General features: G+C 71.3%; 17 protein-coding genes, 1 pseudogene and 1 riboswitch. Of the genes and pseudogenes, 8 read left to right on the top strand and 10 right to left on the bottom strand.

The features are described 5' to 3' along the window. Positions 1–209: 209 nt before the first annotated feature. Together OG520_RS03040 and OG520_RS03035 are read right to left on the bottom strand one after the other, a co-directional pair. Complete coding sequence (locus OG520_RS03040; RefSeq protein ID WP_399330897.1) at positions 210–1,112, bottom strand: serine hydrolase; 903 nt, start codon at positions 1,110–1,112, stop codon at positions 210–212. After that, the gene (locus OG520_RS03035) at positions 1,109–2,011 is read right to left on the bottom strand and encodes a LysR family transcriptional regulator (RefSeq protein ID WP_406012067.1); all 903 of its coding nucleotides are present in this window, start codon (positions 2,009–2,011) and stop codon (positions 1,109–1,111) included. The genes OG520_RS03040 and OG520_RS03035 overlap by 4 nt, the downstream gene beginning before the upstream one ends. 177 nt (positions 2,012–2,188) lie before the next feature. Here OG520_RS03035 and bla point away from each other — a divergent pair, with 177 nt between their 5' ends. After that, positions 2,189–3,139, top strand: a complete 951-nt coding sequence (bla, locus tag OG520_RS03030; protein ID WP_406012066.1) for a class A beta-lactamase — start codon at positions 2,189–2,191, stop codon at positions 3,137–3,139. 33 nt (positions 3,140–3,172) lie between these two features. Here the strand turns inward: bla and OG520_RS03025 are convergent. Together OG520_RS03025 and OG520_RS03020 are read right to left on the bottom strand one after the other, a co-directional pair. After that, positions 3,173–3,346: pseudogene (locus OG520_RS03025) on the bottom strand (N-acetyltransferase); the annotation flags it as partial. Between the two features lie 245 nt (positions 3,347–3,591). After that, on the bottom strand, positions 3,592–5,178 hold the full coding sequence (locus OG520_RS03020; protein ID WP_266815641.1) for an IS1182 family transposase: 1,587 nt from the start codon (positions 5,176–5,178) through the stop codon (positions 3,592–3,594). A 307-nt stretch (positions 5,179–5,485) separates the two neighbouring features. Between OG520_RS03020 and OG520_RS03015 the strand changes: the two genes are divergently transcribed. Next, on the top strand, positions 5,486–7,204 hold the full coding sequence (locus OG520_RS03015) for a hypothetical protein (RefSeq protein WP_406012065.1): 1,719 nt from the start codon (positions 5,486–5,488) through the stop codon (positions 7,202–7,204). A 216-nt stretch (positions 7,205–7,420) separates the two neighbouring features. Here OG520_RS03015 and OG520_RS03010 read toward each other — a convergent pair whose 3' ends face one another. Together OG520_RS03010 and OG520_RS03005 are read right to left on the bottom strand one after the other, a co-directional pair. Further along, positions 7,421–7,759: a GNAT family N-acetyltransferase gene (locus OG520_RS03010; protein ID WP_399330907.1), complete on the bottom strand. Its 339-nt coding sequence runs from the start codon at positions 7,757–7,759 to the stop codon at positions 7,421–7,423. Between the two features lie 41 nt (positions 7,760–7,800). Next, positions 7,801–8,790, bottom strand: a complete 990-nt coding sequence (locus OG520_RS03005; protein ID WP_406012064.1) for a pirin family protein — start codon at positions 8,788–8,790, stop codon at positions 7,801–7,803. 132 nt (positions 8,791–8,922) lie between these two features. Here OG520_RS03005 and OG520_RS03000 point away from each other — a divergent pair, with 132 nt between their 5' ends. After that, positions 8,923–9,417 carry a carboxymuconolactone decarboxylase family protein gene (locus OG520_RS03000; RefSeq protein ID WP_406016410.1) on the top strand — a complete coding sequence of 165 codons (495 nt, stop codon included), beginning with the start codon at positions 8,923–8,925 and terminating at the stop codon, positions 9,415–9,417. 164 nt (positions 9,418–9,581) lie between these two features. On the opposite strand, the gene OG520_RS02995 is transcribed toward OG520_RS03000, so the two are convergent. Further along, complete coding sequence (locus OG520_RS02995; protein WP_406012063.1) at positions 9,582–10,994, bottom strand: hypothetical protein; 1,413 nt, start codon at positions 10,992–10,994, stop codon at positions 9,582–9,584. Between the two features lie 122 nt (positions 10,995–11,116). Beyond that, a riboswitch (cobalamin riboswitch) is annotated at positions 11,117–11,191 on the bottom strand. A gap of 229 nt (positions 11,192–11,420) precedes the next feature. Here OG520_RS02995 and OG520_RS02990 point away from each other — a divergent pair. The 5 genes from OG520_RS02990 to OG520_RS02970 are packed head-to-tail and all read left to right on the top strand — an operon-like array spanning position 11,421 to position 16,834. After that, on the top strand, positions 11,421–12,245 hold the full coding sequence (locus OG520_RS02990) for a prenyltransferase/squalene oxidase repeat-containing protein (RefSeq protein WP_406012062.1): 825 nt from the start codon (positions 11,421–11,423) through the stop codon (positions 12,243–12,245). Then, positions 12,242–13,162 carry a hypothetical protein gene (locus tag OG520_RS02985; protein ID WP_406012061.1) on the top strand — a complete coding sequence of 307 codons (921 nt, stop codon included), beginning with the start codon at positions 12,242–12,244 and terminating at the stop codon, positions 13,160–13,162. Before OG520_RS02990 ends, OG520_RS02985 begins: the two co-directional genes overlap by 4 nt. 5 nt (positions 13,163–13,167) lie before the next feature. Continuing rightward, positions 13,168–14,352 (top strand): energy-coupling factor transporter transmembrane component T, encoded by a 1,185-nt coding sequence (locus OG520_RS02980; protein WP_406012060.1) that lies wholly within the window; start codon positions 13,168–13,170, stop codon positions 14,350–14,352. Further along, on the top strand, positions 14,349–16,013 hold the full coding sequence (locus tag OG520_RS02975) for an ABC transporter ATP-binding protein (protein WP_406012059.1): 1,665 nt from the start codon (positions 14,349–14,351) through the stop codon (positions 16,011–16,013). Before OG520_RS02980 ends, OG520_RS02975 begins: the two co-directional genes overlap by 4 nt. After that, positions 16,010–16,834 carry an ECF transporter S component gene (locus OG520_RS02970; protein ID WP_406012058.1) on the top strand — a complete coding sequence of 275 codons (825 nt, stop codon included), beginning with the start codon at positions 16,010–16,012 and terminating at the stop codon, positions 16,832–16,834. The genes OG520_RS02975 and OG520_RS02970 overlap by 4 nt, the downstream gene beginning before the upstream one ends. Positions 16,835–16,875: 41 nt before the next feature. Here the strand turns inward: OG520_RS02970 and OG520_RS02965 are convergent, their stop codons facing one another. The 3 genes from OG520_RS02965 to OG520_RS02955 are packed head-to-tail and all read right to left on the bottom strand — an operon-like array spanning position 16,876 to position 22,876. Next, the gene (locus OG520_RS02965; RefSeq protein ID WP_406012057.1) at positions 16,876–19,011 is read right to left on the bottom strand and encodes an ATP-binding protein; all 2,136 of its coding nucleotides are present in this window, start codon (positions 19,009–19,011) and stop codon (positions 16,876–16,878) included. After that, on the bottom strand, positions 19,008–19,712 hold the full coding sequence (locus OG520_RS02960; protein WP_406012056.1) for a DUF4255 domain-containing protein: 705 nt from the start codon (positions 19,710–19,712) through the stop codon (positions 19,008–19,010). The genes OG520_RS02965 and OG520_RS02960 overlap by 4 nt, the downstream gene beginning before the upstream one ends. Next, positions 19,709–22,876 carry a hypothetical protein gene (locus OG520_RS02955; RefSeq protein ID WP_399330929.1) on the bottom strand — a complete coding sequence of 1,056 codons (3,168 nt, stop codon included), beginning with the start codon at positions 22,874–22,876 and terminating at the stop codon, positions 19,709–19,711. Before OG520_RS02955 ends, OG520_RS02960 begins: the two co-directional genes overlap by 4 nt. Positions 22,877–23,064: the final 188 nt, after the last annotated feature.

Raw genomic sequence — 23,064 nt, 5'->3', positions numbered from 1 at the left:
CCGGATACGTCATGGGTACGCGGTGTGACCCGGGGAGCCCGTTCCACCACGTTCCATGGGGCTGTCCCCATTCCGGGTCCGCGACTTCGTGATCACGCCCAGCACCGGCCCACTCGGCCCGGCACCAGTGGCAGTCGCGCCGGCCGCGCTCGCGGCCCCACAGGGCAATACACCTAAGGCCTGTCCGGCGGATCAGGGTCGGACAGGGCCTAGAGCTGCCGAAGATGATCACGCAGTCTGCGGGCCACCTGCGCCATGAGGGCGTCGGCGCCGGGCTGAACACTCGCAGGGACGAGTGACTCGGTGAGCACAGCGATGGCGAAGGCCTGGCCGTCGGAGTGCTCGACGACGCCGATTTCGTGCCGGAGGTTGAGGAGAGTGCCGGTCTTGGAGGACCAAGTGGCGGCGTCGGAGCTGAAGTCGGGGGCGAGCCGGTGCCGGATGAGGTTGTGGGCCATCAGGCCACGTACGCGTTCGGCCACGTCCGGATGGATCGCGGACGGCGTCCACAGGGCTTGCAGCAGCTCGACATAGGCGCGTGCGCTGCCGCTGCTGGCGCGGGTGGTGTCGAGCTGGGGCACCCGATGCCCGCGACCGCTGGTGCCGGCGTCGATGGCGAGGGAGAGGGCGAGATGGGCCTGGGAGGCATCGAAGCGTTCCAGGGGGGTGTCGGTGAGTTCGTCGAGACCGTGCCGGACAGTGACGCCGCGAAGACCGAACTCATGGAGCATGTCGGTGACCCGGGCGGGCGGTGTGAGACCGAACAGCACGTCGGCGGCTGCGCCGTCACTCACGCAGGTGCTCATGTAGAGCAGGTCGTCGATCGCGATCCTGGCGGGGTGACGGAAGCGGCTCAGCCCGGTGGGGCCGGGTGTGGTCGTGCGCCCGGGGTGTACGTCGAGCATCGTCGCCCCGTCCAGTTCGCCCCGGTGGATGCGCTCCGCCGTCGCCAGTGCGAGCGGAACCTTGACCAGGGACGCGGCGGGCAACTGGGTGTCCGGGGCGATTCCCACTTCGTCGCCCGTGAGGAGATCCCGCACGAGCAGACAGCCGTGCAGTCCGCCGTCGTGCAATTGCTGACGCATCTCGCTCAGGAGTGCTTCGGTGCTCACGCCGCAGCCCCTCCCGCACTGCCCGCCCCGTTGCCTGCGCCCAGGCAACGGCCGATGGCCTCGCCCAGCCGCGCCTCGATGTGTTGGGGATTGCCGCCCGCGGCGGCGACCAGCGCGAAGCCCCGGCTGAGCGTGAGCTCACCGATGGGCCGCCAGTTCAGGGCGAGTTCCTCGGCCTGTGCGGGGGAGCACAGCAGCAGGTCGCCCGTGCAGAGCACTTCCGCCGCGGCTGTCGTCAGGTCGGTCGCGGCAACGAGCTGCGCGGGCCGCAGACCGACCGCGTCCCGCAGCCGGGTGAGCGGGTCACGGATGTGCGGCACGTCGTCCTCCGGCTGGATCCAGATCCGGCGGGCCGGGCCCGTCGACGCCCGCCCGATCCGTAGCGTCTCGATGTAGATGCGCCGCACGCCGGGATCCTGGACACCGGCGAGCCCGAGCGGCAGGGACCACGTCGCCTCGTCCGCGGGCACGGCGAGCAGCGAGGCACGTACCAGCTGCGAGTGGATGAACTCGACGCGCTGCGCGGGCGCGGCGATACGGAGATCGAGTGTGATGCCGTGGCCCTGTGCCTCCGCGATCAGACGGGCGAGAGCGGCTGTCGAGCAGAGGCCGGGCACCGCGAGCCGCCAGGGCTTGCACTTGGCGGCATCGGCCTCGTGCAGCAGCACGTCCGCCGCCTGCACGAGCTGTCTTGCCGCCGGCAGCATGTCCCGGCCGAATGGCGTGAGGACGGCCCGCCGCGACATTCGCTCGAACAACTGCTCGCCGAGGCGCTCCTCCAGGGCGGCGATGCGACGACTGGCCACCGGCTGGGACATCCGGGCCGCGGCTGCTCCCACGGTGAAACCGCCGTGCTCGCTGACACTGATGAATGCCCGACACGCTCCGACCAGATCCACAGCCCGAACCCTAACGTCATGCCGGATCGGCATGAAACAGCGCGTGGGCGTATTGGACCGCATGGCAGTCGGACGGAGAAGGTGGGCCCGGCACTCATGACCACACCCCGGGATGGGGACCTGCCGCTCCATCCCCTATGCGCCCCGCCCGCGGGGTGACCTGGAGGTCCGGACCCCATGCAGCAGCACAGCCCTGCCCGCCGTGCCCTTTTCGGCATGCTGGCCGCGCTCGCCCTCGTACCGCTCGCGGCGTGCAGCGGAGAGGACCCCCGTCCCTCGTCCCCCTCTTCCCCGGTGGCGTCGTCCCCGCACGCCGGGGCGACGGGACCGACCAGGGCCGTGAAGCCCGTCGATCGACGGTTCAAGGAACTTGAGCGCAAGTTCGACGCGCGGCTGGGCGTCTATGCCATCGACACCGGCACCGGCCGCGAAGTCGCCTACAAGGACGGTGAGCGCTTCGCCTACGCCTCCACGTTCAAGGCGCTGGCAGCCGGTGCCGTATTGCGCAAGTACTCCGTGGGCGGGCTGGACGAGGTGGTCACGTACTCCCGGGACGATCTGGTCAGCAACTCCCCGGTGAGCGAGAAGCATGTCGGGACCGGGATGAGCCTGGGCGCCCTGTGCGACGCCGCCGTCCGTTTCAGCGACAACACCGCGGCCAACCTGCTCCTCGACCGACTGGGCGGTCCCCGGGGCCTGGATGCCGTACTCGCGGGGATCGGCGACGACGTCACCCGGATGGAACACCAGGAACCGCAACTCAACCAGTGGTCTCCGGGTTCTGTCTCCGACACGAGCACGCCGCGGGCACTCGCGGGCGATCTGCGCGCGTTCGTCCTCGGAGACGTTCTCGGCAAGGGCGAACGCGCCCGGCTGACGAAGTGGCTGCGGACCAACACCACCGGGGACGAGCTCATCAGGGCCGGGATGCCGAAGGGCTGGGTGATCGGTGACAAGACCGGGGCCGGCGGCACCTACGGCACCCGCAACGACATCGCCGTGGTGTGGCCCCCCGACGCCGCCCCCGTCGTCGTGGCGATCCTGTCGAACCGGAGCAGGGAAGATGCCGAGTACGACAACGAACTCATCGCGGAGGCGGCGTCCGTGGTCGCCGACACGTTGTCGTAGCAGGGAGTGTGTTCTCCGGCGGGGAGTCTGTTCTCAAGCGGTGCGCGAGGGTACGCCGTGCCGGATCCGGACGTTGGGTTCGACGTGGACGGCGTCATCGTGCGCGGTGTCGCAGTGCACCGGGACCAGGGCGCCGGGTATGTCGACGTACCCGTCCCGGTCGAACGGCAGGCCGGTCCACTGCGGCCACCGAGTCACCGAGCCGGCGAACCGCTGACCGTCATCTAGGGCCTGTCCGGCGGATCATGGCCGGGGTCGCGGCGGCTGACACGGCACCTCGCAGCGTTGCCGAAACATCCGAATAGCTCCGCTATTAGGACGCTCCGGCGCCTTGCGATGCACCGCACCAGCCGCCGCGCCCTGTCCGACCCTGATCCGCCGGACAGGCCCTAGGAGACCGCTGAAAATCTTGTCGAGGGGTTGTGCGGCCGCAGGCCGGACGGCCCCTTTCGCTATGCGGTGGCCGGGGCGAGATGCCAGATGTTGTTGGTGTGGGTGAGTCCGAGGGTGATCAGTCGGCGGAGGTTGAGAGCGGCGGCGCGGTGGTGGAGCCAGATGTTGTTGGCGATGACGCCCCGGTAAGGGACCCGGCGGTTGCCCTTGGCGACGAGCCAGGCGATGGCGCGTTCGACGGGTGGCCGCCATCGGCGGTACTCGTCCTGCCAGACGGTGTCGGTGGCGGCCTGGGCCCGGGCGGCGGCCAGCAGTTCGTACTGGGGGTGGACGTTGAGGGTGCGTCCGGTTTTGGAGGTGGTGCAACGCGTCCGAAGAGGGCAGCCCGTGCAGACACGCTTGAACTGGGCGGTGCGGGCGCCGTCCGCCTTGATCTGGCCAAGGCCGGCGGTGTGTCCCGCAGGGCAGGTCGCGGTGCCGGCGGCCAGTTCGATCCGGAAGTCGTCGATGGTGAAGCCGCCGGGGACTGCCTGCCGCAGCGGCGGCGGCTTGATCACCAGGGTGTGGCCGTCGGCCTGCAGTTGTGCGCGCAGATCGCCGGTTCCGTAGGCAGAATCGCCGAGCACGGTTAACGCCGTGCCCTCTTCCTCGTCGGCCAGCAGACCGCAGGCGACGGCGGCCTCGTGGTTGTCGGGGCCATAGCCGCTGGTCAGGGCGACGGCGGTGAACAGGCCTGCCTCCGGCTCGAAAGACGCATGCCCTTTGAAGCCGTCCTGGTGACGGCTGCGGTTCTTGTGGATGTGCCGTGCGTCGGGGTCAACGGTGGACACCGTCCGGTCGGCCACTGTGCGCTTGGCGATGCGCCAGCGTCCGTCGCGCCCGTCGGAGTCCTCGGCGGGTTCCACGTCCTGCCCGGCGACCAGGGCCAGCAGGCCGACCGCGTTCGCCGCCTTCTCGCCCAGGTTCTGCTCAGGCAGGTGTCCGAGCAGGTTGAGGGCGTCGGTGACCAGCGCGTCGACCAGCGCGGCGCGGGCCGTCTCGTCGTCCCAGGCGATCCTCGGTTTGCCCGGGTCGCTGTAGTCATGCGCCTGGCAGTGCTCCGCGGCCACTTCCCCGGCGCCGGGGACCTCGCGGATCACCCGGCGGACCGCGGAGATGATCTGGGTGACGGTGTCCTGGGTGGCCACCGCATCATCGAGCACCGTGGAGTCCAGCGCGCGCCGCTGCTTGCCCTTGAGCACGCCGGTCGCGGCCACGACTTCCTTGACCTTGGTGAAGATCCGCATCGGGTCGGCCGAATGACGCAGGCGGCGCCGGAAGTACGTCAGCAGCGACGGATCAAACGCGGTGTCGTACAGCCCGAGCCCGCACGCGGCCTTCCACCGCAGGTCACACCGCAGTTCCTGGACCGTCTCGAAGTCCGACAGCCCCTGAAGGCTCTGCAGCACCACCGTCGCGGCCAGCACCTGCGGCGGCAGACTCGGACGGCCGTTGGACGACGGATACATGTCCGCGAACATCCCCAGCGGGAACAGCACCTCGCGATGTTCCGCCAGGAACGCGAACGCACTGCCGGCCGGGATCAACTCCCGGCACGTTTCCCACACATCCGGCCCGACCATCTCCCCGGCCCATTCCCCCTGCATGCCTACAAGATTGGCCCCGACTCCACCGAGCCGGGGCCAGAACCCGAGATTTTCAGCAATCTTCTAGGCGGGAGCGACCCACCGCGCGCGTGCGCCGATACGTGGATACGGCGAGGCAGGGACACCCCGTCCCGCCATCGCCGGCCCAGGCAGAAGCCTCCGCGCGGCCATGGCGCTCCGTCGCCTACGGTTGACCATCGGCCGGCAGCCACCGCGATGCGGGGGCACGGCTGGGCCATGACGGGCCGCCCGCATCGACGCGACGGGGACGACGCACGGCGGAGCACCTACGGAAACGGTTGGTCGGATGGTTCACAACGCCAGGCTCGCGACGGCGCAGGCAGCCGCGGACAGACAGGCCGCGCATTTCCACAGGCTGCTCACCTGGGCGGTCTCGCTGCTGTCGTCGGAGGCGCGCCCACCCGCCGCGGCAGAGTTGAACGACACGGCCCTCGCCGCCCGGAGCCGACGCTTCGACGCGCTGCTGCACAGCGGCGAGGACGGGACGGCGGCCCACGCCCGGCCGGCGCCGACGCCGCAGGCCCGCCCCGAGGAAGTGATCGCCGCACTGCGTGCCGCCGGCACCGTGCTGGACGCCGACGTGGTACTCGCCGCAGGCCCCGTCGACTGGCCCGCGCTGGCTGCCGCACACCGGCGTGAACCGTTCGCACGCACCCAGCGACGGGCCCTGATAGCCCGCGCCGACTGCCCGGACGACTTCACCGTCGCTCTCCTCACACCCTGGGACCCCAGGATCGCGAACCGACTGGTGGCCCGTCGGCAGGAGCTGCCCACCTCCGCATGGTGGCCCTGCCTGGATCGGATCGGGGAGACCCGGCCCGCACTGCTGCGCCACGTACTCACCGGGGCGAACCTGCCCGAGGTGCTGCGTTCGGCGCGATACCTCGACCACCTGGTGCGCGCCGTGAACGGCTACGACCACAACAACTTCCCTGCGGCCGAGGCGTTTTGGACAGTGGTCGGCGCGGTGCTGCACGCGCGACTGGGCGACGACCCGCGAAGCTGGTACGTCGCCGCCCAGCGCTTCCCTCTTCATCACGGCACGTTGGAGCGGCTGCTCCAGGGGCTCGGCGAGCCTGCGAAGGGTGCGGAACGTCCCTTCCCCGATCTGCGCGTCCTGCTGACGGCTCCGGCCGCGGTGGTGGTCGCCGTCGTCGGCGAACTCGACGACGAGGAGCTGGAGCAGGCGGCCGAGGACTCCTGGCACGGGGTCCGCGACCAGCCCTCGTTCCGGTCGGCCGTCACCCCGCGACTGCACGCGGCCGGTGTTCCGCGCCGGGCACTGTTCGCGCGCTGGGCCGCACCGTACCGAAGCTCTGCGGACTGCCTCTGGCTCTACGGCCTGGACGACCGGCTGGACGAGCGCCTCGTCAGGCAAGCGGATCACGACCGGGCACTGCGCCGTGGGCTCGCCGCCCTCGGACGGCCCTTGCCCCTCAGCCTGGACCGGGTTGCGGAGCTGCGGCTCTGCACCGATTCCGTCGCGGCACAGGCCGTTCTGGATGGTGCCTGCGGCGACGCCGCGACCCCGTGGCCGGAACTGGTCCGCGCCCATGCCACCGAGCCGCTCCCGCTGCCCGTGCTGTACACGCTGGCCGCGTGCCCGGGATTTCCCGACGTTCTCGCGCAGGAGCTGCCGGGCTCGACCCGGTTCTACTGGTCGACGCACGGCCCCGCCGCTGCCCGGTCGGCGCTGTCCGACGTCGGCGATGCGTCCATGTCCGACCACGTGATCCATCGGGTCCGCGCGTCCGGCGTGCTCGACGACGAGTCGGTGGTGGCCGCCATCCAGCCCGCGAGCGCGGCGCTGCGCCACGGATACGAACAGCCACGGGACGCAGCGGGCCGCGACGCGTGGCGGGCCGTGTGCGCGCAACTGGTCCGGCGGGCCGCAGACCGGGGCGGGCCCGGCCTGTGGCGCGTACTGGCCGAGCGGCTGCCCGACTGCGAAGGCCCCCTGCCGGAACTGCTCGCCGAAGCCGCCGCCGAAGCCGGCGCCGGCTGAGCGACCGGAAGCCCCGACCGGAGTGGTGCCCGGGACCGGACGGAACCCGCCCGTGGAAGGAATTCACCAACTGTTCCCGCACCAAGCCACTCACGAACTGAGCAGCACCGGACGGGGACGTGGGCCGGTCGCACCGCAGCCGGTCGCGGATGCCTCGACGGTTCCCGTACGTCCCGGACGGACGCGCTCACCGCGTGGTGATCGGAACGAGACCGGCTACGGCTGCTCGCCCCTGAGCCACTGAAGGATCTCGGGGGTCACGGGGTCGGTGATGTCGGCGAACTCCTCATGCTTCTTGAGGTATTTGGCCACATAGGGGCAGACGGGAACAATGCGCATGCCGCTCCTGCGTACGTCGTTCAGGGCCTCTGTCACGAGAACCGAGGCCAGGCCCTGTCCGGCAAAGGCGTCGTCGATCTCCGTGTGGTAGAAGACCCGCTGTCCGTCCCGGTCGCGGTAGACGGTGAAGCCTGCGGTCGCACCGTCCACCCGGATCGCGTACCGGTGCTTCGCGTCGATTCGCTCCACGACGGGCTCGGAGGCATTCTGCGTCATGGCGTTTTCCATTCCTTCAACTGGTTGCGGAGGCTGGTGGTTCAACGGCGCGACGGGTTCCCGCGCGGCTGGACGGTGGCGTTCGGCAGGATGGGTGCGGGGAGGCGGTCACCGGCGTAGCCGTGGACGGTGCCGAAGCGTTCGGAGGCGCCTTCCCAGTCCTCGCGCGCTTCGACGATGTCCTTGTGGCTACGGCCGATGAAGTTCCACCACATGACGATCTCCTCGTCGAACGGTGTGCCGCCGAGCAGCAGTAGCCGTGCCGTGTCATCGGAGGCATTGGTGAGCGTCAACGTGTCGGGTCCAGGGCCGACGTAGCCCAACTCGGCCCGGAGTACGGGGGTTTCACCCAGGAGGATGCTTCCCTGATCGACGAGCACGCCGTGCTCGAAGCCGGCGTCCACGGCGAGGGTGACTCTCGCGTGCGGGTCGAGGAGGAGTTCGGCGCCGAGCAGGGGGGTGAAGGTCCGCACCGGGGACGCGTTGCCGGCGAGTGCTCCGAGGAAGACCCTGGCCTCGCCCCCGTCCAGGCGGACGGGCTCGGGGACGTAATGCTGGAAGTCGCGCTCCGCGTGCCGGTGTTCCTCGGGCAGCGCCACCCACAATTGGGCACCGTGCAGGATCGTGGTCCCCGGGGTCGAGACCTCCGTGTGGCTGATGCCGTGCCCGCCCGTCATGAGGTTGAGCTCACCGGGACGCACGAAGGCGTGGCTGCCCAGGCTGTCGCGGTGCTCGATCTCCCCGCTGAAGAGCCAGGACACGGTCTGCAGCCCGGTGTGGGGGTGGGGCGCGACATCCATGCCGCCCGTCTCGGCGACGTCGTCGGGGCCGTAGTGGTCGGCGAAGCACCAGGCGCCGATCAGAGTGCGGCTCCGCTGCGGCAGGGTGCGCCGCACCGTCATCGCCCGCGGGCCGCCCAACGGGACATCGCGCGCGGACAGCACCTCGACCTGCGGCGTCCCGTCGCTGTGCCCTTCGCCCGGCGAAGCCGCGCAGCGTGCCCCGGCCGGCTCGGTCTCAGTGTCGTTCATCGCGTGTCACCCCCGTCACAGTGCTTGTTGCATATTCAACTATCATGCTTGAATCCTAGAGCACCAACGTCCGAAGCGCACGGCAAGGGCGGGGCGGACCGGTACGGCGAGAAGGAGAACCGAGTGAGCGACGTGACGGCAACGCCCGGCAACCGACGGGTCTTCGTCGACAAGCAGGCGCCCAAGGCGTACCACGCCCTGGTCCAGACCTCCGAGGCGGTCCGTGCGACCGCCGTCGACGCCGGCCTCGACCGTGTACTGGTGGAGCTGATCAACCTCCGCGTCTCGCAGCTCAACGGCTGCGCCTACTGCCTCGACGTGCACACCAGGGCGGCGCTCCGCGCGGGCGAGTCCACGCAGCGCCTCGGGGTGCTGGCGGCCTGGCGGGACACGGAGGTGTTCACACCGCGGGAACGCGCGGCGCTCGCTCTGGCGGAGGCGACCACTGATCCCGCGAACGCCGCCGCGCAGGAGGCCGCCTACGGTGCGGCCCGTGAGGTGTTCGGTGACGACGAGATCTCCGCGGTGATATGGGTGGCGATCACGATCAACGCCTTCAACCGGGTCTCCATTCTGAGCAGGCATCCCGTACGCAGGGCACCCGGAACGTCGGCCTCGGGACGCTGACTCCCTCGCGTACGCACGGCGGTCTGGGATCATGACGCGATGGAAGGTAATCATCGGACGATCGGGTTCCGGGTCGCCGCTCGAACCGCGGATCAGGAGCGGTTCGCATCGGTCCAGCCCTTGGCTTCCAGAAACCTCCATCAGCACCGTGCGTTCTCGTGGGCTCAGGCACCCCAGCGCAGAGCGACCGTGTCACCCGCGTTGATCACCTTGCCGCGGTCGGCTCCGGTGAACGCCGAACCGTCGACGCTGACCTTCCAGGTGCTCGACCCGCTGTTGGACTTGCCGTTGAGAGCGGTGATCGTGCCCGTTCCGGAGGAGGGGGTCACGCCGCTCACGCAGCCGGACGGGGTGGCCGCGGTCGTGGCCGAGTCCAGAACCGCGCCGAGGGTGGTTGTGGTGCCGGTGGGGGTGAAGGCGACGGAGCACACCTTCAAGCCGCCCGCGCCGTCGTCCACGGTCAGGGCCAGTTCTGTGGCGGTGCCGGAGGCGAAGGTGCTCCGGGCCACCCACTGGGGTGCGCCGCCGGTGGCCGGGACCGGGGGAGCGGCGGTGAAGCCGCCTCCCGCGACGGCGCGGAGGCCGTCGATGGATGCGTAGGCGGACGGCTCGGTGTCGCCGGGCAGGTACTTGAAGCCGCCACCGGGGTTGAACTGCTGAGCGATGAGGAAGTCGACGGGTGTCTTGCCCGCGGAGGTGAGGAAATCGCCGGTCTGCGGATTGATGCCGCAGGCGTTGAGCCCCGAGACGGCCCAGCCGTTGGAGTCGGTGTTGACGCCGAACATGGCGTTGAACGCACCGCTGCCCGGCACCAGCTTGCTCTTGAGGAATGCCTTGGCCTGGACGATGTCCGCATAGGTGTTCGGGACGCCGGAGACACAGAGCGCGGCCATCGCGGCGCCGGTCATGTCGACATCGCCGGCCGAGCCGAGCTGTCCCGGATCACCTTCGGCCTTGCTGTAGTTCCAGCCGCCGTCGTTGTGCTGGTTGGCGCGGATGCGGGTGATCAGGGAGTCGCGCAGGGACTTGGGTATCCGCTGCGTTCCCGCCTGCGTCCGGGCGCCGCCGAGGGCGAGCGCGGCGAACACGGTCCCGTTGAAGTTCGCCGAGGGGCCGAAGTATCCGGGCTCGGCCTTCTGCCAGTAGCTGTAGATGTCGCCGATGAGATTGCGTGAGGCGGAGACGCGGGCCGGGTCGATGCCCGCCGCGTAGGAGTTGAGGGTGGCGCGTTCGTAGTCGGTGACCACCGGCGTCGCGGACGGCCAACTGGCCGTGGACAGCAGGGTTCGGTACACGGATCTCGCGTTCTTCGTGGTGTCGCCGCCAGGTGTGACGTCGACGGCCGCGGTGCCGGCGGAGGCGAGTGCGCTGAACGCCCACTCGTTCGACAGTCCGGCCCCGGCGTAGGAACCATCCGACGACTGAAGGGACTTGAGGTACGTGACACCGTTCGCCTTCGACGTGGCGATCTGGGCCGGCGTGGCAGTGGCAGCGGCCGGCAGGACACTCAGACAGAACGCCCCGACGGAGGCGGTCGCCGTGAACGCAAGACGACGTGGGATCAAAGGACGGGACATGGCCTGCTCCTGGGATGAGGGGCGCGCCGCCCTGGGCCCACGGCCTTCCCGGGCGGGAGACAACAGCAGGCAGGGCCGCCGCCCGAACGCGTGGACCGGCTTCCTGTGGTGCGTCGCCGCCTGGGCATTCGGGCTCGGAACGGCCCCAGCCGTCCCACACCGCTGCGCGCCAGCCCCGGACTCTCACCGGGTTCCCCCGCACTCGCGGCAACCGGACTGAACAACGAGAAGCTCCGCGGCATCGTCGACTTCCTCGACAACGGCGGCGAGGACGGCGACGGCAGGACCCTTCAGGACTGGACCGGGACAGGTACGAAGTACGCACTCGGTGGCTCCATCGGCAAGGCCGCTCTGCTGGCCGAGACCGTCGGCCGGGACCCGCGCTCCTTCGGCGGCAAGGACCTCGTCGCCGCTCTCGACAAGGCGGTGTGCGCCGGGCCGAGCAAGGCTCCGGACCGGAGCTGCGCCGCCAAGGGGGCCTACGCCTATGCCCCTTCCGTCTTCGCCCAGTCGCTGGCGATCATGGCCCAGTTGCGGGCCGACGAGAAGACAGCCGCCCAGAGGCCGATCGCGTACCTGGAAAGCCTTCAGCACGGCAGTGGTGCCTGGCCCAGCCTGATTCCCGCCACGGGGGACTCCGATGTCGACTCCACCGCCATCGCGGCCATGGCGCTGGACCTTGCGGGCGGTGAGAAGGCCGACAGGGCCGTCGACAAGGCGCTGACCTGGATCGCGAGCAAGCAGCTGTCCGACGGCGGCTTCCCGGGCGCGGCCGGCGACTCCGTCAACTCCGCCGCCCTCGCCGTCCAGGCGCTCTCCCTGGAAGGGAAGCGGTACACCGCCGAGATCGCCGGGGCCCGGAAGTTCCTCGCGGGCCAGCAGAACAACGACGGTGGGTTCAACGTGGCGAAGGAAGGGCAGCGCGGCTCCGACCTGCGCGCCTCCACCCAGGCGGTCGGAGGGGCGACCGGTATCTCGTTCGGCACCCTGGAGCGCAGCCTGACCGGCACCACGCCGCAGCCCACGCCCAGCCCCGGTGCCTCCACCCCGCAGATCGTCACCCCCGGGGACACGACAGGGGGAGCGGGCGGCAACGTCGACACCGACGCGGGCGGATCCGGCGGGGGAGCGCTGGCCTCGACCGGCACGGGGATCGGTGCGCTCGTCGGTCTCGCGGCCGTGCTCGTCGGTGCCGGGTGGCGCGTGGTCGTCGTGGCCCGCCGCCGGGCAGCCACAGGGGGACGGATATGACTAGCCCCGTGCGGCGCAGGACCGTACGGGCGTCGGCCGCGCTCCTGCTGTCGACCGCCGTACTGACGGCCAACGCGCCGTCAGCGGCGGCGGATCCGCAGCCCATGGGCCAGTGCACCACCACATCCGGAGCCGTTCTCGCCGTCGACTTCAGCCACTGGGGCGGCCCGGTCTACCGCTCCTGCGGTACTACACCCACGACCGGCTACGAGCTGCTCAACCAGGGCGGCTGGCGCACCACCGGCACCGGCCACGACGGCCCCGCCTTCATCTGCCGCATCGGGTACAGCGGACACCGGGGCGGCAAGCAGTACCCGACGCCCGAGCAGGACGACTGCGTCCTGACGCCACCCGCCTCCGCCTACTGGTCGTACTGGCACGCCGACCCGGGCGCGAACACCTGGGAGTACAGCCGGCTCGGCGCCATGCTCTACAAGCCGGAGCCCGGCAGCGTCGACCTGTGGATCTTCGGCGGCACCGACATCGGTGGCACCAAGGGCCGGCCCGAGCTCACTCCCGACCAACTGCGCGCCCACAACGCCCGGCCGAACGGCAACGCCGGGAAGCCCGCGTCGACCGACCGGGCTCCCGGGCTGCCACCGGGCACCGACACCGGACCCGAGCCGCCCGGGGACAAGAAGCCCTCACCGTCGAAGTCCGGTTCCGCCTCGGCGAATCCGTCGAGAAGCCCGTCGCCCAGCGCGTCGGCGTCCGCGTCGCCCAGCCCCTCCCCGAGCATCACCACACCCGTCACGGAGCCCGCGGGCTCCGGAACCAGGGTTGTCGACGCGGCCCCGGCACCCGACGCCGCGCACGACGCGGGTCCCCGCCTGCCGGTGGTGGTGGGTGGCTCGCTGATCGTGCTCGTCGGCGGAGCGGCCGTCCTGGCCGCCAGACGCCGACGCCGTACGGAGTAGCCGCGGTGTCGCACACCACTCCCGCAGCGACGACGCCCGCGTCCGGACGAGCACCGGACACGGGCGGCCGTCGCCTGCCCAGAACGCTTCATCCGGTCGCCTGGTGGATCTGGGCACTCGCCCTGGCCACCGCAGTCAGCCGCACCGACAACCCCCTGCTGCTGTTCCTCGTGCTCGCCGTTCTCGGTTACGTCGTCACCGCGCGCCGCACCGAGGCTCCCTGGGCCCGCGGTTTCAAGTACTACCTCTACCTCGCCCTCACCGTGGTCGCGATCCGCGTCCTGTTCCGGGCCGTCTTCGCCACCGGTATCACCCCTCACGACCACTTCCTCTTCTCGCTCCCGCACATCCCCACCCCCGACTGGTACGCGGGCATCCGGCTCGGGGGACCCGTCTCCCTGGAAGCCCTCCTCTCGGCCGCCACCGACGGGCTGCGCCTGGCCTGCATGCTCTGCTGCATCGGCGCGGCCAATACCCTCGCCAACCCCAAACGGGCCCTGAGAGTCCTGCCCGGTGCCCTCCACGAACTCGGCGTCGCCGTCACCGTCGCCATCAGCGTCGCCCCCCAACTCGTGCAGAGTGTGCAGCGAGTGGCCCGCGCCCGCAGACTCCGGGCCGGGCGCAGCAAGGGGCTCAAGGCGCTGCGCGGCATCGTCGTCCCTGTCCTGGAGGACGCCCTCGAACGCTCGCTGCGCCTGGCCGCCGGAATGGACTCCCGGGGCTACGGACGCGCCGGCACTGCGACGCGCCGGTCCCGCCGTATCACCGGGGCACTCATGCTTCTCGGCATGTGCGGTCTGTGCACAGGGGCCTACGGGCTCCTCGACGCGACCACGCCCACGTTCCTCGGTCTTCCGGCCATGGTGGTGGGGGCCGTGCTGTGTATGGCGGGCTTGCGTCTGGGGGGACGCAGGGTGAGCCGTACGACCTACCGGCCCGACCCGTGGCGGCTGCCCGAATGGGCTGTCACCGGAGCGGGGGTGCTCTCCGCCGTCCTGCTGTTCAGCAATGCGGGCTACGACGCGGCCGAGCTCAATCCCTCCATCTACCCGCTCAGCTGGCCCTCGCTGCCGTTCGTGCCGACGTTCGCGATCCTGCTCGCCGGGACCGCCGGGTTCCTTGCGCCGCCGCCGGACGCGCCGCACCCGGTCGTTCCCCCGCAGCGCACCGAGAAAGCCGGAGCCACGTGATCACTTTCGATCAGGTCACCGTCCACTACGACGGCGCGGCCGAACCCGCCCTGCACGAGGTCGACCTCACCATCGAGGAGGGCGAGCTCTGTCTCGTCGTCGGTCACACCGGTGTCGGCAAGTCCACTCTCCTGGGTGCCGTCAACGGGCTCGTACCGCACTTCACCGGCGGCACGCTCCACGGCCGTGTCACCGTCGACGGCCGGGACACCGCCACCCATCCGCCCCGGGAGCTCGCCGACGTGGTCGGCGTGGTCGGGCAGGACCCGCTCGACGGCTTCGTCACCGACACCGTCGAGGAGGAACTCGCCTACGCGATGGAACAGTTGGCGATTGCTCCGAAGGTCATGCGCAAGCGCGTCGAAGAGACCCTCGATCTGCTGGGCCTGGCCGACCTCCGCCACTGCGCGCTGCACGAACTGTCCGGCGGACAGCAACAGCGGGTGGCGATCGGGTCGGTCCTCACCGCACATCCCCGTGTCCTCGTTCTCGACGAGCCCACCTCCGCGCTGGACCCGACCGCCGCGGACGAGGTACTCGCGGCTGTCACCCGGCTCGTCCACGACCTCGGTGTCACCGTTCTCATGGCCGAGCACCGCCTCGAACGCGTCGTCCAGTACGCCGACCGCGTGGTCCACCTGCCGGGCGACGGGTGTGTCGTGCACGGGGCCCCCGCCGAGATCCTCAGGTCCTCCTCCATCGCTCCGCCGATCGTCGAACTCGCGCGTGCCGCCGACTGGCACCCGCTACCGCTGTCCATCCGCGACGCCCGCCGTGCCGCCGCCCCGCTCCGTGCCGCGCTGGCCGGTGCGACGCCCACCCCGGTACGTCCCGCTCCGGCTGCCGACCGTCCGGAGTCGCTGACGGCCCGGGGCATCACCGTCAGCTATCACGGCGTCCCCGCCGTCCGCGAGGTCGACCTCGACCTGCGCAGCGGCGAGATCACGGCCCTGATGGGACGCAACGGTTCAGGGAAGTCCTCCCTGCTCTGGGCGTTGCAGGGATCCGGCCCGCGCAGAGCGGGAAGCGTCCGCGTCATCGGCGAAGGGAAACCGCGCGATCCGCACACCCTGTCCGCGGCAGAAGCGCGGCGGCTCGTCGGGCTCGTTCCGCAGACACCCGCCGACCTGCTCTACCTGGAAAGCGTCAAGCAGGAACTCGGCCAGGCCGACCGCGAGTCGGCCGGCGGGAGCGAGGGCCCTGGGGCGCGGGATATCCTCGACCGCCTGGCCCCGGGCATCGACGAAGAAACCCACCCCCGGGACCTGTCCGAAGGACAGAAGCTGGCCCTCGTCCTCGCGATCCAGCTCACCGCGACGCCTCAGGTGCTGCTCCTCGACGAACCGACCCGCGGGCTCGACTACCGGGCCAAGGCGGAGCTGACACGGATCGTCGCCGCACTCGCCGGGGAAGGCCGCTCGGTCGTCATCTCCACGCACGACGTCGAGTTCGTGGCCCGGACGGCCGACCGGGTCGTCGTCATGGCCGAGGGCGACATCGTCGCCGACGGGCCCACCGCCGAAGTCATCGTCGCCTCACCGGTGTTCGCCCCGCAGACCGCCAAGATCCTGGCACCGCTGCCCTTCCTCACCGTCGACCAGGTGACCTCGGCACTCGACGCGGGCGATGCCCCACTTCCCGACGGCGAGGACCGGACATGAGCGCCGAAGGCACGACGGCCATCCGGCTCGGCCCCCGGGTCTCGCTGGTCATCGCCCTGGCCGCCTTCGTCGGCGTGGTGGCCTTCTTCTGGCCCTTCGTCGTCGCGCCCGGAGAGTTCGGTTCGAACTACACCCCCACGCTCATCTTCGGCGTCCTCCTGGTCCTCGTGCTCTGCGTGGCGCTCTCCGAGATCGCCGAAGGCGGCATCAACTCCAAGGCCCTGGCCATGCTGGGCGTACTGTCCGCCGTCAACGCGGCCCTGCGCCCCCTGGGCGCCGGAACGGCCGGCATCGAAACGGTCTTCTTCGTCCTGGTCCTGGCGGGGCGCGTCTACGGGCCGGGCTTCGGGTTCACCCTCGGCTGCACCTCGCTCTTCACCTCCGCGTTGATCACGGGCGGTGTCGGACCGTGGATGCCGTACCAGATGTTCGGCTGCGCCTTCGTGGGCATGCTCGCCGGATTCCTGCCCCGCGCCGCCGGCCGCCGCGAGGTCCTGATGCTCGCCGCCTATGGATCGGTCTCGGGCTACCTCTTCGGATTCCTGCTAAACCTTTCCTTCTGGCCGTTCTCCCTCGACCCGAACAGCTCCATCGCCTACCTCCCAGGACTGGCGTTCACGGAGCAGTGGCACCGCTACCTGGCCTTCGACCTCGCCACCTCGCTCGGCTGGGACACCGGGCGCGCGGTCACCAACTTCGTCTGCATCACGCTGGCCGGCCCGGCCGTACTCACTACCTTCCGCCGAGCCGCCCGCCGCGCCCGCTTCAGGGCTCCGGTCCGCTTCGCGCCCGCCCGCCCGGCCGCACCCGACAGGAACTGAGGCCGACGGCCGGGAGAGCACGACCGGGGATTCCGACGGCGCTACCCCGCCCCGCCTCCTCGCGTACGGTCCAGCCAAGGGCCGAACTCGCTCTCCCGGACCAGGCGGCCGAGCTTGCGGTACTCCTGGAGCACGGCCGAGACGATCTGCTCCATGCCGAGCGGACTGCCCGATTCCGCCGCCAGATAGGCGGCGGTCACCGCACAGGCGCGGATCGAACCACCCGCCAGCTCGAAGCGTCCCGCGCAGAATTCCAGGTCGAGTCCGGCTTCGCGGGGGATCGCCGTCCCGAGGCAGCGGTCCCACAGGGCCAGTCGCTGCCGGGCGTCCGGCATGGGGAACTCCGCGATCACATCGAGACGCCGGGTGAAGGCCTCGTCGAGATTGCCCCGCAGATTGGTGGTGAGCACCGCGATCCCGTCGAAGGACTCCATCCGCTGCAGCAGATAGGCCGACTCCACGTTGGCGTGGCGGTCGTGCGCGTCCTTGACCTGTGAGCGCTTCCCGAAGATGGCGTCCGCCTCGTCGAACAGCAGGATGCCGTTGACGTCGGACGCCTCGACGAAGATCCTTTCGAGGTTCTTCTCGGTCTCGCCGATGTACTTGTCCACCACGGTGGACAGATCCACGACGTAGAGCTCCATGCCGAGCTCCGATGCCACCACCTCGGCGGACATGGTCTTGCCGGTGCCGGACTCGCCCGCGAACAACGCGATGATCCCGCGTCCCCGGCCACCGCCGGGACGCATCCGCCACTGCCCGAGCACCTGCTCGCGGTGGCGTGCGCGCAGGGCGAGTTCGGACAGCTCGTGGCGGGTCGCGGCGGGCAGCACGAGGTCGTCCCAGCCGACCGCCGGCTCGATGCGACGGGCGAGCCGTTCGAGCCCCGCGCCGTTCTGTGCCCGGACCGCCGTGCGCAGATCCTGCGCGTCCACCGGGCGGTCCTCCAGAACAGCCAGCCGGGAGGCGACAACGGCGGCCTTGCGCACCTGCTCGGAGTCGAGCCGGTAGGAGGCGGTGGCCTCGATGAGTTCCTCGTCGGCCGCCACGCTCCCGGCGGGCAGCCCGACCGACGTGCCGGCCTCGGCGAGCGCCCGGCGCCACTGCCGCGCCACGCCCGCGGGGCCGGGAGACAGGACGTGGACCGGAACCGGACTCTCCCCGGTCCACAGGGGATCCCAGTTCTTCTTCCCGTACGCGACCAGAGGCGCACCGCTGACCGCCGCACAGAGGCCGCCGAGCAGCCGGGCTCTCTCGGGCCGCTCGGGGGCGAGCGCTTCCAGTGGCCCGAGGACGACCCCGCCGCCGCTCAGCCGGGCCTCGGCCGCCAGGGTCCGTACGACCTCCGCCGGTTCGGGAAGGGCGGCGAGGGCCGCGATGTCGACCACCAGCGCACGACGTCCCGCGGCGAGAAGCGCCTCGACCGCCAGCCCGCCGGGGTCGCCTCCCCGGTCGAGCAGATGCACCAGGCCACTGCCCGTGCCCAGCGCCGCCGCGACCCGCAGGGCCTCCCGCCCGGTGTCCGGCTCCTCCGCGTGCGCGACCGCCCGGACGAGGCCGCGCAGCCTCCCGTCGATCTCGTCGTCGCCGAGCAGGTGGGCGGTGACCCGGTCCGGCACGCGCAGCACCCGAGAGAGCAGCGGGCGGTCGGCCTCCAGGACCTCCAGCAGTCCGCCCGCGACCAGTGGGGCGGACGGCGAGAACCGGAAGCGGCCGGAGCTCGCGGCGGGCAGCCCGCAGAGGTCGAGCGCCAGGCCGATGGTGGGCCTTCGCCGGGTGAGGTCGTCGTTGAGGTAGCCGTAGAGCCGCTCGAACCGGTTGTCGATGTCCGGGGCCATCGCGACCAGCAGGAGGTCGACGTCCAGCGGCATCAGGCCGAAGTCCTCGGCGAGTTGCCGGATCCGGCTCCCGGGCGGTGACTGCGGCGAAGGCTCGGAGCCGTGCGCCGGTACGGGTGCGAACGCGTCGCGGGACTCCACGATCCGCGCGGCCGCCTCGGGGGTGAGGTACTGCCCCCGGTACGGATCGTCCGGTTGCGGGTCGGCGGCCCGCCGGAGAGCCACGGCGTTCCTGACCCGCTGCTCGACGTGGATCAACTGCTCCCAGAGGTCCTCGATGACCGCCGCCGGGGTGTCGGCCGGTTCGCGGACGGCACGGGTGCCCTGTGTCGTGGTCATCGGGCCGCGCCCCCGCGCCTGCGCCGGCCGGGCGGCAACTGCCGTTCGCGTTCCGCGGCGAAGCCCTGCGCGCCGGGGTCGGACGCCCCGTCGTAGCGCAGCCGGCGCCCCGGTCCCGCACCGTCGCCGTCCCGGCCGGGCGCGGTCCTCACCACCAGCCCCTCGGTGACCGGCGGGCCGGCGTCGGTCCGTTCACCGGCCAGCGGTGCCCACACGCGCAGGTCGATCGCGGCCTTCAGCTCACCGCCGAGCGCGGACCAGACGTCCGAGGCGGACGGCCCGTCGGTGCCCGGACCCGCCGCCTCGATCTCCACGGCCAGCCCGAGCTCGGCGAGGCTGCCCGTGTACATGCGGGAGGGCAGGACGTCCGACCGCACGAGGCAGCGCAACACCTCGGCAAGCAGGCGGTGTTCGTCCTGCGGTCGATTGGTCCAGGCGGTCACCAGATAGGTCAGCTCGAACCAGCGCGGCGGGGTCCGCCAGCCGATGACCACTCCCTGGTCGTCGTGCTCCTCGGCCGTGCCGGTGCGGCGGCGGGCCGCATCCTCACGGATGCGGTGGAGGAAGACGCTGATCGTGGGGGCGTTGCGCCGGGCGGACCAGTCCTTCGTCGGTGCGTCGAAGACCAGGTCGACACCGCTCTCCTGGAGGCCGGCGTCGACCAGCAGCAGCCGCAGCCCCTCGTCCACTTCGTGGATCATCGGCGCCCCACCTCGTCCGGCGGGACGATGGTGCCGGCGACCACCAGGAAGGGCGTGGTGACCGGGCTGAACCCCGGTCCGCCGGCGGTGATCGTGCGCGGCCCCGTCTGGTCCTTCGCCAGGATCAGCAACTGCGCGATGAACGTACGGTCCCGGCGCGGGAAGGCGGGCTGTGCGGCTGCCGTGATCCCGGGCTTCCAGCTGAGCTTCACCGGTGCCCCGGGCGGGAAGTCCTTGCCCCGTACGGAGGTGACGAACCCGGGTTTGCCGACGGCGGGCACCGCGACGATCCGGGGCTGGAGGATGCGCAGCGGTTTCCTGGAGACGTTGTCGCCGGTGTCGGCGTCGGTGCCGGTCGTGGTGAGCGTTCCGGTGATGGTCGTCCTCAGCGCCCGGTCCGGCCTGAGCACGACACGGACGACCGTGGAGGCGCCGGGTGCCAGGTCGGGCAGCGTGCACACCCCGGCGGCGCAGCCCGCCGGAAGCGGACCCGCCGGGATCCGCGCGGGCAGTCCGAGCCTCAGCCGCAGACCGGTGGCGAGCGCGTTCCGGCCGTTGCGCACGGTGTACGTCACCACCACCCGGCCGCCGACGAAGCCGGGGCTGGGCTGTGCCCGCACCGTGACGCCCGGTCCGGCCTTCGGCGCTGGCGGCTCGGGGGCCGGGGGCCTGGGCGGCGAGGTCGAAGGAGACGGGGTGGGCGTCGGTGTGGGAGGCGCGTCCGTGACAGCGACGGTCGTGTCGCCGGCGTTGTCCGTGGGGTTCGGGTCCACCACGGCTCCATCGACCGACCAACCGATCTGCTGGTCCCCGGCCGTCACCCCGGTGAACCGGGCGGTGACCTCCACACTGGTCCCCGGCTGGAGCACACCCAGGTCGCACTGGGGCGAATCGGCGGCACAGGACCCGGCCGGGGTGGTGAGCTCCTCCAGGCGCGCGCCGGGCGGGGCGTCGACGGTCAACGTGGTGCCGGGCGAGGGCGCGGGACCCTTGTCGGTGACGGTGACCGTCACCGACACGGAGTCACCGACCTTCACCTCGGGCCCGGTGGGCGGTGCGGTCAGGGACAGGTCGACCGACTGCTGGAAGGCGGGCTCCTTCTGCCGCCCGGCCAGCCGCTCGCCGAACGGCGTCAGGGTGCCGGAGGCGAGGTCCAGCATGGACAGCTGCTCCTGGGAGGCGGATTCGGCCTGACGGCGCGAGCTCAGCACCAGCCGCCCGCCGTCCGGTGACCAGGCCACGTCACGGGGCTGGAAGGGGCCGTTCGGCGGGGTGTCCGGCAGTTCCTGGCGGCAGGCGTCGGGGTTGCCGCCCTGGCCGGCCGGGAGTGCCATCCGGCACTCGTCCCCGTTGAGCGAGGTGATCAGGATGCCGCCGCGGCCGCTGTTCTGGTCGTTGCCGCCGTCCTTGCGGTTGAAGGCGATGCTGGTGCCGTCGGGGGAGAAGGCGGGACTGTCGTCGATCTTCTTGCACTCACCGGGGCAGATCGTGGCGCTGAGGTCGCGCTGTTGGCCGAGCGCGTTCACCGGCGCGGTCCAGATGTGCTTGATGCCGCCCAGGCCCCGGATCACATGGTTGCGGGTGAAGGCGAGGGTGGTGCCGTCGGGCGACCAGGCGGGCTGTGCGTCCTGCCCCGTCAGCTGCCCGGCCGGCGGCACGACCTTGCCGATGATCGCGCCCGTCGCGACATCCGCGATGAGGACGCTGCTCTGCCCCGCGTTCTCGCCGACCCCGCCGGGCGAGGTCCTGGTGAACGCCAGCTTGGTGCCGTCGGGGGAGAACGCCGGGTCGGTGTCCCAGTCACCGGGGTTGTGCCCGGCGAGCCGCATCGCCGCCGCGTTGCCGCCGTCGGCGTCGGCCAGCCAGATCCGTTCGGAGCGCGAGCCCTTCTCGCCCTCGAAGCGGGTCACGACGATGCGCCGGCCGTCCGGGGTGTAGCTCTGCCGCTCGGTCCACGGGTCGTAGTCCTTCCCCGGGTTGAACAGCAGGTCCGCGTTGCCGGTGGCGTCCGGGTCCTCCCACAGGACGGGGATCCCGAGGTCGCGCGGGTCCGAGCCGTCCTGCCGGACGTCCTGGAGCGTCGCGACAACCGTCTTGTCTTCGTTGTCGTTGTTCGGCCTGCGCGACGTCTGCCGGGAGACGATGACGGTCCCGGTGTCCAGCGGGCCGGTCCAGGTGGGCGATTCGAGCTTGCGGCTCTCGTCCAGTTCGGTGGTCGGCGCGGCCGTGGCGAAGGCGGTTGCCCGGTAGACACGTTCGTACTGGCAGGTGCAGTCGCGGCCGAGGAAGAGCAAGGCCTCTCCGTCCGGCAGCCACGCAGCCGAGCGGGTGCGCCAGGTCGCCTGTCCACCGCCGAGCAGTTGGCGGTTGGTGCCGGGGCGACCCTCGGTCACCCACAGTCTCGGATCGTCCGTCTCCTTGGTGAGGGTGTACGCGACCTGGGCGCGGTGGGTGTCGTCGTCCACCGGGTTCCACGCCGGCTCGGTCGCGCTGCCACCCTCTGCGCCCTGGTTCTCGCTGACCACCACCGCCGAGCCGCCGTCCACCCGCCGCTCGTAGATGAGCCCGGCGCCCTCGTAGCCGGAGTCGCAGGAGTACGCGAGGTGGGTGCCGTCCGGGGAGAAAGTCGGGGAGGTCTCGTTGTTGGGGGTGTCGGTCAGCCGCCGCAGACCGGTGCCGTCCACGCCGACGATCCACAGCTCGCGCTGGACCGTGCCGTCCGCGTCCCGTTCCGCGGAGTCGAACGCCACGGTCCGTCCATCGGGGGAGAGTTCGGGGTGCGCGGCGTCCCGGTCGCTGGTGAGCTTGCGTACCGCTCCGTCCGCCCCACGCACGTACACCTGCGGGCGGACGCTGTCGCGCAGGCTGGTGAAGACCATCACATCGCCGCGTACGAAAGGGTCCTGGTCGTAGTGGGCCGGCCCGTCCCCGAACAGCGGGTCGGAGTCGGTCGTACTGGTGACCCGGCCGATGCTGCGGTGCTCGGTCCCGGCGTAGGTGATGCGCCCGGCATCGACCGGGGCCTCGTCCGCGGCGGCGGCCAGCCGTGGCGCACCCTGAGGAGCGGACGCGGAGCCCGCCACCAGCAGCGGGGCCAACAGCATCACAGCGCCCACCAGTCGGCCCAGCCTGGTATGCCGGGCAGGGCCAGCAGTGCCGGTCACGGCCCACCTCACAGTCCTGTTGATGACTCTCCAAGGCAAGCATCATGCCTGCGAAGGGACAGCGACAGGTCCGTAGTACCCGGACCGGGGGAAGCGGCCGTTGCCCTTTGCGGCGCCCACCCGGCCACCCCGCCCGGCCCCTCCGGCCAGGAGCACCGACGGGCCCCCGCGCCGCGACGTCCGAACGG

The organism is Streptomyces sp. NBC_00984, assembly GCF_045162475.1.
Lineage (GTDB): Bacteria > Actinomycetota > Actinomycetes > Streptomycetales > Streptomycetaceae > Streptomyces.
The sequence above is the reverse complement of the archived record's forward strand: the minus strand, read 5'-3'. Positions and strand labels throughout refer to the sequence as shown.

Coding starts and splice junctions, on each gene's coding strand:
- OG520_RS02960 (WP_406012056.1), bottom strand. CDS start 19,712: ATGATCCACGAAGTGGACGAGGGGCTGCGGCTGCTGCTGGTCGACGCC.
- OG520_RS02985 (WP_406012061.1), top strand. CDS start 12,242: ATGACTAGCCCCGTGCGGCGCAGGACCGTACGGGCGTCGGCCGCGCTC.
- OG520_RS03010 (WP_399330907.1), bottom strand. CDS start 7,759: ATGACGCAGAATGCCTCCGAGCCCGTCGTGGAGCGAATCGACGCGAAG.
- OG520_RS03020 (WP_266815641.1), bottom strand. CDS start 5,178: ATGCAGGGGGAATGGGCCGGGGAGATGGTCGGGCCGGATGTGTGGGAA.
- OG520_RS03005 (WP_406012064.1), bottom strand. CDS start 8,790: ATGAACGACACTGAGACCGAGCCGGCCGGGGCACGCTGCGCGGCTTCG.
- OG520_RS02965 (WP_406012057.1), bottom strand. CDS start 19,011: ATGACCACGACACAGGGCACCCGTGCCGTCCGCGAACCGGCCGACACC.
- OG520_RS03015 (WP_406012065.1), top strand. CDS start 5,486: ATGGTTCACAACGCCAGGCTCGCGACGGCGCAGGCAGCCGCGGACAGA.
- bla (WP_406012066.1), top strand. CDS start 2,189: ATGCAGCAGCACAGCCCTGCCCGCCGTGCCCTTTTCGGCATGCTGGCC.
- OG520_RS02995 (WP_406012063.1), bottom strand. CDS start 10,994: ATGTCCCGTCCTTTGATCCCACGTCGTCTTGCGTTCACGGCGACCGCC.
- OG520_RS02970 (WP_406012058.1), top strand. CDS start 16,010: ATGAGCGCCGAAGGCACGACGGCCATCCGGCTCGGCCCCCGGGTCTCG.